General features: G+C 56.4%; 5 protein-coding genes. All 5 read right to left on the bottom strand.

The window, feature by feature from the left end; translation table 11 throughout:
- Positions 1 to 33 precede the first annotated feature (33 nt).
- The 5 genes from JOE34_RS21460 to JOE34_RS21475 all read right to left on the bottom strand — a co-directional run bounded on the left by JOE34_RS21460 (position 34) and on the right by JOE34_RS21475 (position 13,171).
- Positions 34 to 4,797: an RHS repeat-associated core domain-containing protein gene (locus tag JOE34_RS21460; RefSeq protein ID WP_209996633.1), complete on the bottom strand. Its 4,764-nt coding sequence runs from the start codon at positions 4,795 to 4,797 to the stop codon at positions 34 to 36.
- A gap of 96 nt (positions 4,798 to 4,893) precedes the next feature.
- Positions 4,894 to 5,379, bottom strand: a complete 486-nt coding sequence (locus JOE34_RS21465) for a hypothetical protein (RefSeq protein WP_122232504.1) — start codon at positions 5,377 to 5,379, stop codon at positions 4,894 to 4,896.
- A 36-nt stretch (positions 5,380 to 5,415) separates the two neighbouring features.
- Entirely contained in the window at positions 5,416 to 9,144 is a 3,729-nt protein-coding gene (locus JOE34_RS21470; RefSeq protein ID WP_245227206.1) for a hypothetical protein, read from the bottom strand.
- 1,242 nt (positions 9,145 to 10,386) lie between these two features.
- A complete protein-coding gene (locus JOE34_RS26000; protein ID WP_245227049.1) occupies positions 10,387 to 10,626 on the bottom strand; it encodes a hypothetical protein in 240 nt (79 codons plus the stop codon).
- 49 nt (positions 10,627 to 10,675) lie between these two features.
- Positions 10,676 to 13,171 carry a hypothetical protein gene (locus JOE34_RS21475; RefSeq protein WP_209996636.1) on the bottom strand — a complete coding sequence of 832 codons (2,496 nt, stop codon included), beginning with the start codon at positions 13,169 to 13,171 and terminating at the stop codon, positions 10,676 to 10,678.
- Positions 13,172 to 13,181 lie beyond the last annotated feature (10 nt).

Raw genomic sequence — 13,181 nt, forward strand, 5'->3', positions numbered from 1 at the left:
ACCCGGTTTTTGCAAGATCACTGCACATTCTCGCTACATGCCTTCCCCCAGATAACCTCTAATTTCACCTGCCGGCCTTTGAACTCTATTTATCTTATTATTGTTCCTGAAGTTGATGTTCTGATTGTCAGCATAGAGTTTTTTGTTAACGCGCACATGCTCTTCCGATTTTTTGAAAGTGGATCTAGCGTACGGGGTTATTGCCCGTGCCTTAGGGTTTTCCCGAGCAAATTTAAGAGATTTTTCTAGATCGTCATACCAGTCGTAGTTTTTCTGTGCGTTATCGTACGTGCTGCGAAGCGCAGAGCTATCAAGCCCGCTATCAACAGCGTCATCCAAAGCGCTCTTACTCGTAATAAGGTTATTGTACGCTTTATCCGCGCTTTCCTTATGCCTCTGCACATGCGCTTCTAACCTCACAACATCTTTGCGCCTAATCCTTCTCAGATGTTCTGGTGCGCCATCGAAAGTACGGATAAGAGCCTTGGGAACATTCTTGACATTCGAACTGAGGGGCGCAGTTGCAAGTCTTAGAAAAAACCCCCAGGGAGTATGCCCCGACGGATCCCGTCTACCCACCGGATTCCCCTCAACATACGCATAAGCATTCACCCCACCCTCGCCAAACGGACTCCAGCTATCAGGGCTGTTGAAGCGCATCAACACCGGGCTGTAGGCCCGATAGCCATTGCCCAGCATTTGCCAGCCGGTATCCGCCTCGCTCAGTTCGCCGTTGAACCCCAGTCTGCCGTGCGGTGGATCTTCGCCGCTAGCGTGGCCGTATGCCGTATACCACCTCCGGTTGACCCCGTCGGCAGCCACCTCGCCCAGCACGCTATCGCTGGCGCTGGTGGCAAGCAGCAGCGTCCGATCACCCTGCTGCTCGGCCAGCAGGTAGTCGTCGCCACGCATGAAGGTGCTCTGCCCCTGGCTGCCGAGTTGATTGGCCAGCTCTCCGTCGCGATAGAAGCGCAGGTCCCTGTCGCCGCCACGGGTCTCCCCGGTCAGTTGGTCCTGGGGATCGTACTGGTAATGAATGCCGGCTGAGGACGTGCCTACTTCGATCAGGCGGCCGAGGGGATCGTATTTGAGCGTGCGCCCGGCTTCGTCGATGTCCAGATTACCGTCCGGGTCGTAGTGGAGTTTGATTTCAGGCGGGTAGTATTCGCCGTTACTGTTCGTTACCCGGCTCAACTGTACGGGGTCGTCTTTTTCGTAAAAATACCGGGCATTGTTGGTACCACCATCGAAACGAGTGGTGACGACCGTCAGGTTGTTCGCGCCATCGAAAGTGAAGTTCTGCGCCAGCAGAGTCCTGCCATAGGGGTCTACCGGCCGCTGAGTTCCCGAGCATTGGTATTGAATCAGGCGACCGGACGCATCGTAGTTGTAGTTTTCGTCACGGAGTATTTCCGTGCCCTGGCTCAGGGTGCGCTGGACCATGTTATCCACATCGTCATAGACCTGAACCATCTGCTGCTTGACACCATCGAGGTCGAATACACGACTGACTTCCCGTCCCAGATCATCATATTCAAGGCTGATCGCGACGGTTCTCTCGCGGCTGCCGTCGGTCTTGTCGGTGGTGGTGATTTTTGCGAGGCGACCAAAGGCAGTGTCATAGTCGAACGTTGAATACACCTCACCCAGCGAAGTTTCGTAAAGACGACCGCAGTTGTCATAACGATTGACCTGCTCCTGTCCCAGTACATCGGTGTAAGACAGCAACAGGCCCTGTCGGCTGTAGCTGTAAAACATCTCGTAGGCTTTGCCTGCAGAGGTGCGCGTCTCGCTTTTCAGCGAGCCGGTACTGTAATAAGCGCGATCCAGTATCTCGCCCTGCTCCTCGGAATGAATCAGACGGGCGTTCTGCTGATCGTAACTGTAATCGGCAGCCACACCCGGCTCCGCAGTCTTGCCAGGCGCTGGCGTCGTCGCGGACTCTCTCGGCAGACCGGCCTTGCAGGTGGTTTGAGGTTCAGGCTCCGCTTCGGACTGCACCCTGCGCCACGGCTCATCGCCCACCTGGGGCTTGTATTCATAGTCGATTTTCCGCTTGCTGGGCAGGGTTACCGTTTTGGGTTGCAGCAGACCGGGGTCGTAAACAAGCGTACGTTTACGCCCACCGGTGACAGAACTGACCAGACGATCCAGCCCATCGAACTCCTGCTCTCCCAACACAATGCTTTTGCCGTTGTGCTCGATGCCGATACTGACAGGCAAGTCTTCGCTGCTGTAGCTTGCATAGCTGCGACGCACGATGGCCCGGCTTGGCAATGTGGACTCGATCACCCGATCGAAGACGTCATAGAGATAGGTGGTGCGCCGGCCGCCGTTTGCCACCCCGATAACTTCCTCGACACGGCGGCCAAGACCGTCGTAATGGTACTGGCTCAGACTGACCGAGTTGCCCGCCTGATCCAGGCGCTCACTACGGGTCGGCTGTTCGAACAGGCTCATCCAGGACTCGGTGAACTCGCTCTTGCCGACGCCACCGGCGCCCTCGATCCAGCTACGCTGAATTGGCCCTTGCGATTGCGACGTACCAATGGGGTCGGTCTCTTCGACCGTCTTGACGTTATCCGGCCCGGTGACAGAACGCTGTTCGCCCCAATCGTCGTATTCGAAGAGGCTCTTCAGAGCCAGGTTTTGCTCATCCAGCCAGTCGAATTCGGTTTCGCTGATCATCAGCCCCCATGCGTCATAAACGGCAGCGTAGGTCTGTCGAGGTATGTCGACACGTGCGAGGGTATCTGCGTCATCCCGCTCCTCGTAGATAACCCGGTTGAGGCCATCGAAGTGACTGCAGGTTTTTACCTTCTTGACGTCGATGAGTGTCTGCATGGCCTGATCAGTGGCCTTGGCACACAGGCGATACTCATAACTTCTGGTCGCCTCATAGAGATCATCATCTGGCGCCACGGTTTCACTCAGTACACGGCGCAGACTGTCGTAGACATAACGGATTTCCACGTTGTTGTCGTCGCGACTGAGCAAGGGTTCGCCGTTGAGCAAAGAGTCCTCCAGTGTAATGACCTTCTTCGTGTTATCGAAGCCGGTCACGGTCTGTTTGGTTTGCAACACAGTCTTGCCATAAATCTCGCTGTCAGGGGTGCTGTAGGCATATTCTGTGCTGGTTGCATTCTCACCCATGATCACCCGTTGCAGTTTGAGCCGGCCGTGCAGGCGTGCGTTGTTCGGCTCATTGAAGTATTCATAGGTGGTGAGGCGCTGCTCGTGCTCATCATCAGCGGCCTGCATCAGTAACGTCTCGCTTTGCGGTGCAAGCCATTCCTGCAGCTGACCGCCATCCACCGCAGGCAATGCCAGGTAACGATAACGGGTGATCATGACCGGAGCATCGCCGTAGCCGGATGCCGCCGGAATAACCTGGCTGCTTTTCATCCAGCGCACGAAGCCTTCAGGGTCTGGCGGGCATCCGTCCTCACCGTCGGCCGGATACCACTCACTGACCTCGACCACACCGTTGGCCTGAGTCTGAGTGAGCAGGTTGCCGTGCTTGTCATAGGTGCTGCTGACGACTTCACTGCGCGGCACACTGCCGTCTGATGACAGCCGCCAGGTGGTCTCGACCTCTTTGGGTAACTGACAATAGGCGGGCTGAGTCAAAAAGGGTTGCCCCGGCTCGATGTAGTAGCGAGTGTCCACCTGCATGACCGTAAGGTTCTTGCGCGTGGTTTCTCGAGTAAGCAGGTGAAACTGGTTGAACGTCCGTTCGATGCTGCGCTCGGCGTCAGCCTCGCCTGCAACCTGAACACGCAATGTCTCAGTCGACGAATACTCGTACGGCTCCGCCCCGAGATATCGATACAGATTGTCCAGACCGTTATCTTCCCAAGCGATATCCAGCCCGGCGCCCAGAAAGTTGCGCTGGCGCCCGGCGCTGTCCTGATAGGTGTAATGGACGTCCATTTGTGCCTGACCGAATCCGGGCGTTGTGCGATGACGCGTGACTCGGGGCAAAGGGTCACGTGCCGCTTTGGCAGGAAACTGATGGCCGCTGTCGGTGTAAAAGATCTCCTCCCGACCGCCGACGGGTGTTTCCACCGACGTCATGCACAAATGGTCACGGATCCGACTGTATGCAAAACGCCAGGAGGCCGCATTGTCAGTCGGCAATTCGATACGATCGACACGGTGATCCGATCCGCCCAGCACCATTACGAATGTCGCATCCGGTTCCTCGCCAGTGGTCATACGCAGCTTCACCGCTGTCTCTTCGCGGCTGACACCGAGCAATATCTGGCCCGAGTCATCCTTGATTTCGCTGAGCATCTGATGCCCGCCGAAAGAGGTGTAATCCAGTGTGACGCTGTGACCTTCAGGAGCAAGTACGCGCACCGGCAGCGCGACTCTGTTGGTCCCGCTGCCACGCATTTCAAGCTGCTCCACCAGACCCGACTTGTGCATCACCCGGTAGTGGGTCTCGTCCTCCTTGTAAAAGTGAAAGCTGTCGATTTTCTTTTCCGACATCAGCATCTGGCCGTCGCCGGTGCCATCGACCTTGAATGTCTCACCGCTGCTCAGCGATATGATCTGGCTACCCGGATCGTACTGCGACAATTGCAGATTCCAGCCCAGACCAAAGCCGCTGTCCTGTCGGTTGAGAGGGTTATAGTTGAGTGCCAGCGGCACGCCCGGGCCACGTAATCCGTTGGTCTTGACGTCGGGCAAGGTAATCGCCACCGTATATTGCCCGGTACGGGGGTCAACGCCGCTCTGTACATAACTCAGGAAGTTGAACGCGTTGGAGTGTACGGAAGTCGATGCTGTCATGATTCATGAACCTCGAACTTTATAGAGTGGGATAACCGTCACCCCATGCGGGTGACGATTAACACGTTGGCCTGACAGGTCCGGTTGTGCTGAGGGCTAATCCGATACATCGACACGCACGCAGGACAACTTGCCTTTTATGTTTTCACCCCCGCTATACACCTTGGTCAAAACAACGCCGCGAGTGATAATGCTGTCGACCGGTTTGCCTCTGAGCTGGTCGATGGAGATCCAGACTGTTGTAACGGGGTCGATATAGGTTTCGAGTCCAAATACCCAGCCTCCCGGATCATCGCAATCTCTGGACTCCAGGAGTATCTTCATGGCCGAACGCACGTTATCCAGCTTTATAAAACTCATCTGATCGTTTGTGCATTCATGATCACCCTTGTTGAGACGAACCACGTCGTCCTTGGCGACAAACGTGCAGTTCTTGCCGCCGCCATCGGAGGTTTCTGCGAGCATGATGAGACGAACCGGCTCTGCCGGGGGCTTGGGTACGGGCCTGTGGGACGGGACTAACGTACAGCCTGCCAACCCCGCAAGAGCCAGGTACGCGAGGGTTTTATTCAGCGCATTCATGGTGATGACTCCCTGTCAATTTGTTGCGTCAATGCCTCATTGGGGCCGGGTTTCCGAATACAAGGTATGCATGAGGCGGTTGCGCCTGCCGGAGCCGCTGGGCAGAAAACTGATTCGCCGTTTATGGGCATTGCCCTGCTTATCGATCAACAGGACTACCAGTGCACTCGGGGCTGCCAGTGTCCCCATCAACTTGTCGCGGGCGGGATCTCCTTCCGGGATATATTTAAGGCCCCGGAGGCGATGCAGGCTGATAATCAGTTTGCCGGTCTCGAATAAGGACGTATCGACGTTAATGTCCAACGTGTGAACGTCCCCCATCACATCCTTGAGTGCTTCGTCAAAGCGCACCTTGCTCACATCGCCTTTGACCGCCGGGTCGTCGAAGATAAACCCCGTCCAACTGAACATTACTTCTGCTGCCTGCCTGCTTTCCCAGAGAATGATCGAGGTATTGATCACGTCACTGTCGGGCCTGTAGGGCAGAAACTTCAGCGTCTCGAACTTTACCTCTTGCTGGGTATCGGGGTTAGTGACATTCAGCTTCCAGTAATCGGTGGTATTGAAGTGCAAATCGAAAGGATCATCTGGAGAGTTTTCTGGAGGCGGATCAACCGAAGGATCTGTGCCATTGTCATCCAGACGTTTCGGAACGAAGGTGTAATTGCGGGTATCGAACGTGGGCAAACGTCGCGGGTTGATTTCGACCTTGCTGTTAACCTCTTCGTACTGCACCGAGGTCCACCACTTGCCGTTGTCATCCTGAAAGGTCGCATAGAAAACACCGCTGAAACCGGGTTCTGCCCGACTATGCAGGTAGAAGTCCTGGGCGACTGGCCGTGGAACATCCAGACCCGACTCAGCAGCGAAAACGCCAGCCCCGGACAACTCGAAGCGGTTATGTTGTTTACGCACGCGCCAAGCCTGGTCATCACTTTCGGGCATGCCGTCCAGAGTGGGGAGCACTGACTCGATGTTTTGTCCGGTGATATCGTCTACCAGACGCATGGAAGCCATTTCGGTGGGGCTCAGCTGGTAATCGACACCGTCCACCGGCATCACCTGGGTCTTGACCTGCAGCCTGAGCTGCTGATAACCGTTGGGGTACAGACTACCCGTCCTGTGGTCACCCGACGACGTGCCGGGGACCATAACGGTGAACATCGACATTTCTTCCCAACGACCTTCGTCGATCACTTCAGACAATTCGATGACGCTATAGCCACACGCAAGAACCACCCCGTTGTTCACCACTTCACAGCTCACCACGCTGCTGGCGACAAGCCTCTGGTCGGGCGGCATGAAAAGCCCCTGCCGATCGACCGTGCCTGGTCCGCCCACCACCTTCCAGCGTCGCTCAAGACCGGGCAGCAGTGCACGGTCATCCTGTAACTGCACCGCCACCATTGGCCGTGCTCTGGGGACGAAAGCCGGCTCGATGCGCAGCATTTGTTGCCCATTGGCGACAAGCACGGTAGCGATGCCATAATCATTGCCCAACGCCTCGATCTGTTGCACGGCCAGCGCTCTTTTCCCGGACCTGGCGTCCGGACTGAAGAGCGCGCCCTTGTCTCCCTGACTCAACCTGCCAAGCTCAGCACCCAACAGTGTCCAGCTCACCGGGCTGCCGTCAAGCGTCGAAGCAGCCAGAGAGACCGTTTGCAGCGTAGCCCCTCCCGGTACTACCGTTACACGCGGCACCAACTCCATGCTCCGTGATACCACACTGACCAGCGCCGAGACCTTGACGACAGCGCCTGACTCTTGATAGGCGGCGGTGATCACCACGCGAATCGCGTCATGGCCGATCGCCTCAAGATCCGCTGCCGTGTAAACGCCGCTGGAAGAGATGCTGCCGCTTCCGGCAGCCACGTGGCTTTGAATGCTTAACGCACTCCAACTGGTGGCCGGTATTTCTTCGCCTTGTGAGTTGCGCAGGACGAAACGCTGGGTCTGCCCGGCCGCCAGGGTCGAGAACATTGGCGTAATGCTGGCCTGTGTTGCACGAAGGCTGCCAAACAACAGCAGGTCATGTGCGCGATGCTGCTCAAGCGGTTCAAATACGCGCCCACCGGTGAACTTGAGGGTGTCCAGCATCTGCAAGCGTTCACGTTCGATCATCGACAGGGTCTTTTGCGCGAGCATCAACACTGTGCCGTATGCTGGCTGATTGTCTGCCCCGCGATCATCAGGTATTGGATAAACGAAATCGTCTGTTGGCGGAAACAAGCCTTCGCCTTCGCCATCCTGCGCGTGCATGAACAGCATAAGCGCGCCATCACCCGCAGTGTCCGTGTGCGCATCGTTTGAACCCGGCGCGGCGCGGGCAAGAAGCCGCAAGCTGCCTGGCGTCTGAACGTGGTAGCGATTGAGCTGTGCCTGCAGCACTGAGAAAACCCGGCGATGAAGCGCAATCTGTTTGAACTCCTGAGCGAAGAAATCCGCCAGTTGCTGATTGATCGCCTCATCGACGCCCCCCAGGTTACAGGCAACGCCGGCTCCGCCAGCCAGATCGAGCAGCACATGGCCCTCCTCGCCCACGAAGAGGTCAACCGTCATCGCCAGCCTGAAGCCCATCGGCTCGCTGATGACGAAGCTGCCGGACACGGTGGTCGCGCTTCCCTGCGGCTGATGCAGGCCGCTGTAGCGGCCAGACACGATATGCATCGTGACCAGAACACTGCTGTAGCCCGGCGACTCAGGCAGAAACGACAGGACCGGCACACCCAGTTCGACCTGCTTCAGACGAACAGTGTCGCCTTGTCGCTCATCCACAACGATGTCGCCGGTGAACAACGGCAAGAAGTCCAGCTCCTGATAGCGCTCAATGTATTGCTGTTCCATATGCCGGTTGAGATCGCTGCGACTGACCGCTGCGACGGCTCCCCAGCCCTGGGTCAAAGCACCGGCACCGGCGCGCTGCACAATACCGCTCAATGAACGAGGCATTGCAGTGCCCGCCGTACCCAACGCTGGCTGCCCGGTCAGTGCCTGCAGCACCCCGGTCGAGTCACTCAATGGCAGCGGCAGAATCAGGTGCCCGGCCATCATGCCAAGTGTGTCATCGAAAAGTTCTGCGAACACGACAACGAAGCGCTCAGGTGCGTTGGCATCACTGCTGTACACACCCTCGGGATCTATCCAGCCCGGCCCGCTCCAACTCCAGGTAACCGGGAGGACTCTGCCGTTGACGACGACTTTCAGCTCGGCACGCTGATCGTTGACGCTAACCAGCGTGATGGGCAGCATCGGTGAGTGGCGAAGAACCAGTACCTGGATTGACTGGGTGTGCTGATCGTCGCTGACCGTTATTGTGTCCAGAACATAGGTATTCCCAGCGCCCCCTGGGCCGGCGATGTAAAACTTCTCATGCGGCGCATCCATGCCATCCTCGAGCGTCCCGCTTTGTCCGGGCACCGGATCGACCACGGTCCATTTCAGGGGAGTTGTGCGCGCAGTGCGTGCTGAGAGCGCTATCCGTTCACCGTAATTACACACCTGAATCAACGGGCTGACGCTGACGCTGCTGGCCATCACCGTCAACAATGCCGTACTGCAATGTCCGGACACCGGGTCAGTTGCCTTGATCAATACGCGTTGAAAACCCTGCCTCACGGGCAGCGCTGCAGGAGCCGTATACATGCCTTGCGTATCAATTTCTCCCGGACCTTCAGTATCGCCGTCCGCTGCATTCGTCCGGGACCAGATGAGGCCTTCGCGCGCAGGCCGGGTGGTAAATTGCAGCGTTTCTCCCGTGCCGATCATTGCCTGCTGCTCGACGATACTGAACGTGGACGCACCGGGATCGATACGACCGAACACTGCCAGGTCATAAGGCAGACGTTTGAGTACAGGTTGCAGTGCTTGCTCGTCAGGCAATAACCAGCCGCCCAGAAAACGCTCGGCGCCGGTTGCATCCAGGGTTTTGCTCAACCCTTGCAACAGTGCGTGTTTGACGGTGTAGGCCACGAAACCGTTGACCTGCTCCAGTTCCCCGGCACTCAGGTTGTCCAGCGTTCCCGGAACGGCGCTGACTTCATGGTCGAACAGATAAGGCGCATAAAGTTGCCCTTCCATTGCCTGATCATCTGACTCACTTTCAATCAGATGAAACTCATGCTTGAGGCTGATGTTGAACGTAGCGTTGTGCGATTGCCATTGATCGCTGTCCAGCGCCCTGTAGCGAAAGCCCAGCGTGCAGGGGAATTCCCAGGTCTGCATGGTCTGGGTGTACTCGAAATCAATGGTCAGGGGATGCTGAGTGTTGAAGGCCTGGACACTGAAAGGCTCCGATTCGAAGACATAGTCCGCACTTCGATAGTCTCCAGCAGGAACTGCAAACGTGCCGGCCCGGGCGACCATCCGCTGCAGCGGTTTATCCTCCGAAACGATGAAGCTGAAGTCGGGTGCCTGGAGCATTTGCATCACCGCATGGCCAAAGGCAGCACGGTGCAACGCGTGGGAGGAAAACACGGCGGTCGCCGAATACGAAAGCTGAGCATCGTTGGGAATCAGGTAACGGAAGTCGGACTCGTCACCCGGAATCCCGCCACTGACGCCGTACTCCATGGTCGTGAACAGTAACAAGGCGCCTTTTTTATGCACCGATGTGGCATCGGAGCTTTCAAGCTGTGAGCGCACATCAATTCTGCGTACGTTAAGCAATTCGTTGCTCTGCTCGTTGAAAATGCCCAACCTGAACAGCTGTTGCGGATTTTCAGGGTTGATCAACCAACCCTGAAAAAACTCACCGACCTTGCTTTGTTCGGTAGTCCCGCCCGGAAAATCCAGCGTAAGGTTTTCAGCCAGACCAAGATCCACAACCAGATCCGCGCTCTGACTGCTCATTTGCAGATCAAAATCCAGGTGCGGTGCGTTCAGCGGATCGTAGGTAGCGATTCTGTGAACATTGTGCTGTCCTTGAACGTTCTCCAGCACGGTATGCAAACCGGCGATTACTGAAATGCGCCAGGCCAGCAGGGAATGCTCCAGGGCACTGTGTTTGAACTACAAGGTTGGCGCACCGAGAACACAGCCCGAGAAAAAGTGAGAGTCATGCGTATCGGGAATCGCGATACTTCCGTCCGGCACCGGACGCGACAGCCCCTGAGCCACACTCTTCTGGTAAAGGTGGTCAAGCAGCTCGTTGACCTTGTCGCCATCCAGCGCAATGATCGCGTCCCAACCTCTCAGACGCGTGGTATTTTTCATCCATGCCAGCAGACTTTCCGCTGAATAACCAGCCATGACATCACCTCCTGTGATGTAGATAAACTTAAGACCGACGTACGCTCGGTTAGGACGTCTGTACTTTTTTGTCTTTCATCAATTCCAGATCTCCGGCAAACCGGTCCAGCGGCAGCGGCAATATGATATGCCCTTCTATGATGCCAAGGATTGAATGCGGGGCCTCGACAAAGATCAGCACAAACCGGTCAGTCGAAGGTACGTCGGGGGTGTACAGGCCGTTAAGGACGTTCCCGCCCCCGACACCGACTCTCCACCGGGTGTCTGGCATCGGAACGCCATTGGCAAACGCTTCCAGTTGAACCTGATCGGCGCGAATGTTCACAGCGTTCACGCGCTTCCAGAGGGTCACAACTTTTGGGCCTTTCGTGCCTTTCACAACCCTTAAAACTTTCAATGTTCTTACCACGTCCAGAACTTCCGAAACCTTTACGGTGTTGACGACTTTCACGGTTAACAGGGGTGTCTGATGCTTTACCAGTACCCACGAAGAAACACTCGCCTGCCCGCTGGTCACGACGATCTGATCCAATACGTAGGTTTTGCCGGGCACCTTTGATGCTGCGACATAACGGTGATCACCATCAGCCAGTGCGCTGGGCTCCAGAACACCGCTTTCGCCAGCCACCGGATCCTTGATCGACCAGTCCATTTCCTCTGTGCCGAGCGAACCTGCCTGCAGCTCCACCGTCGCCCTGGCGTCACACACCTGGATCAACGGATTGAGAGTGATCGGATTGGTCACGATCGTGACCAGGGCCGAACTTTGATAGTTCGAGTCGGTGTCAGTGGCCGTCACCCGAACACGTGTGAATGGAAGCTCGGTTAGAGATGTTTCTGGCGCGTAGTACCTGCCGGAGTTGTTGATGGCGCCGAAGTTCTGTGCATCACCCTGCAGAAGTTCGGCAGTCCACCTCACATTCGCACCCGGCGGTTGAATGGCAAACGTGGTGGAACTGTCGACGGCCATCAGGTGCTCCGCAGGGCTGACGACAAAGTCTGCCCCGGAACTGTTGATACGGCCGAAGACGGCAATGTCTCTGGGCGCACGCAGTACGTCAGGCACAATGGCTTCGTTGAAACTGAGGTCGATACTGTCCCGGATAAACGAGCTGATCGGCACACGAGTAGCGAGTTTGCCTTCCAGTACGGCCCTGATGTCGGACTCGAACGGATGCGTATCCAGCGTCTCGAAATTGTTCTTTACCGACAGTATCAAGAAAGCTAATGAGAGGCTGTTTACTGGTGGATCGTTCTCTGAGACATCCGGTTCGCTGCTGGTGGTACTTATCGTGAGACTAGGGATCAGAACGAGGTCGTTGTTTTCTTCGGCGAAGTTATAAATGCACCGTATCTCAACCGTGATGACCTTGCTCATGACCAGTAGCAGCACACCGCCTGGCAACGTAAGTATTACGCCGGGGGTCGCTTTGGGCTTCCAGGTCAGTTCCACCATGCCATCGCCAATGAGTTCCACCGACAAAGGTGCGCTCCCGAACGCGTCAAGCCAGGTCTCGTTTTTGTAGACATTTGCCTGGACTGGCACGCCATCGATTTGAACCGTGACATTCTGGCTGCTCGTTTCGGACGTTATCAGTCTGCCCGACGTGGCCGTCGCCTTGACCGGTCGGCCGGAGCCATCATGGAACGTGTTGAACACCACGCCTTCAATAATCGAAGCAATGGTCCTGGTCACTTCACCGATGAACAGTGCCGCCTTGAACGTACGCTCCGCACTGAACAACACCGTGGCCGAATAATCTTTACCAACATCATCCGGTATCAGGTATTGGTACTCTACCGGTATGTCGCCGCCTTCCTGACTGCCTTCCAGGCGAATGAACACCAGCACGGCCCCGTCGCCGTAGTTGGCGGCCTGCGGGTCGAGAGGCGCGGCAGGATTGGTCTGGGTGCGCAGTTTGAAGGACTGGGGGTGCATCAGATTATTGGTGCCACGCTTGATCACGCCCAACGTCCATACGCGCTGCTCGTCCGGCAATGCAGTGAACAGGGCTTTGAAAAAATTTCCGCCGAGTACCCGGTCAGCCCTGTCAACCGCGAAGGTCAGAATGAAATTGTCACTGTCCTTGAGGTCGAGCCGCACCCGCCCATCACTCTGGACACTGCCAGGAACCTTTTCCAGCGCGAGATCCAGTGTCAGTTTCGGACCTTGAAGCGCATCGATATGAATCACTCTGTCGGCTTCCCAATTATCGACGTTATTTCTCATCGTCAATTGCGTTCCGCCCAGAATGGAACAGGTCAATGTCGCATGAGACTGACCCAGGTCATTGTTCGAGAACGTCAGCCTGGGCGTATCCAGGATGAAATTGTGAATACGTTCTCTGAAGCCGTCGCTCAGTGCCACCTCTCCGCTCACAGGCTTCAGATAAGCGTTCGACGAAAATCGCGCGATGTATTCCTGAAGCAACAGGTTATTCACCTTGCCCCGGGCCATCGCGGCGATGGAATCCCAGCCCCACATAACATTGTTGTCGGGGTTTTTCATCCACTCGGTCAGGCTGTTCAGCGTGTTATTGGTCATAGGATTGCGT

This window comes from Pseudomonas sp. PvP028, from assembly GCF_017832255.1.
In the GTDB taxonomy this organism is placed as follows: domain Bacteria; phylum Pseudomonadota; class Gammaproteobacteria; order Pseudomonadales; family Pseudomonadaceae; genus Aquipseudomonas; species Aquipseudomonas syringae.

Excerpts from the sequence above, each read along its gene's own strand:
- JOE34_RS21465 (WP_122232504.1), bottom strand. The coding sequence starts at position 5,379 with ATGAATGCGCTGAATAAAACCCTCGCGTACCTGGCTCTTGCGGGGTTG.
- JOE34_RS21475 (WP_209996636.1), bottom strand. The coding sequence starts at position 13,171 with ATGACCAATAACACGCTGAACAGCCTGACCGAGTGGATGAAAAACCCC.
- JOE34_RS21470 (WP_245227206.1), bottom strand. The coding sequence starts at position 9,144 with ATGATCGGCACGGGAGAAACGCTGCAATTTACCACCCGGCCTGCGCGC.
- JOE34_RS26000 (WP_245227049.1), bottom strand. The coding sequence starts at position 10,626 with ATGGCTGGTTATTCAGCGGAAAGTCTGCTGGCATGGATGAAAAATACC.
- JOE34_RS21460 (WP_209996633.1), bottom strand. The coding sequence starts at position 4,797 with ATGACAGCATCGACTTCCGTACACTCCAACGCGTTCAACTTCCTGAGT.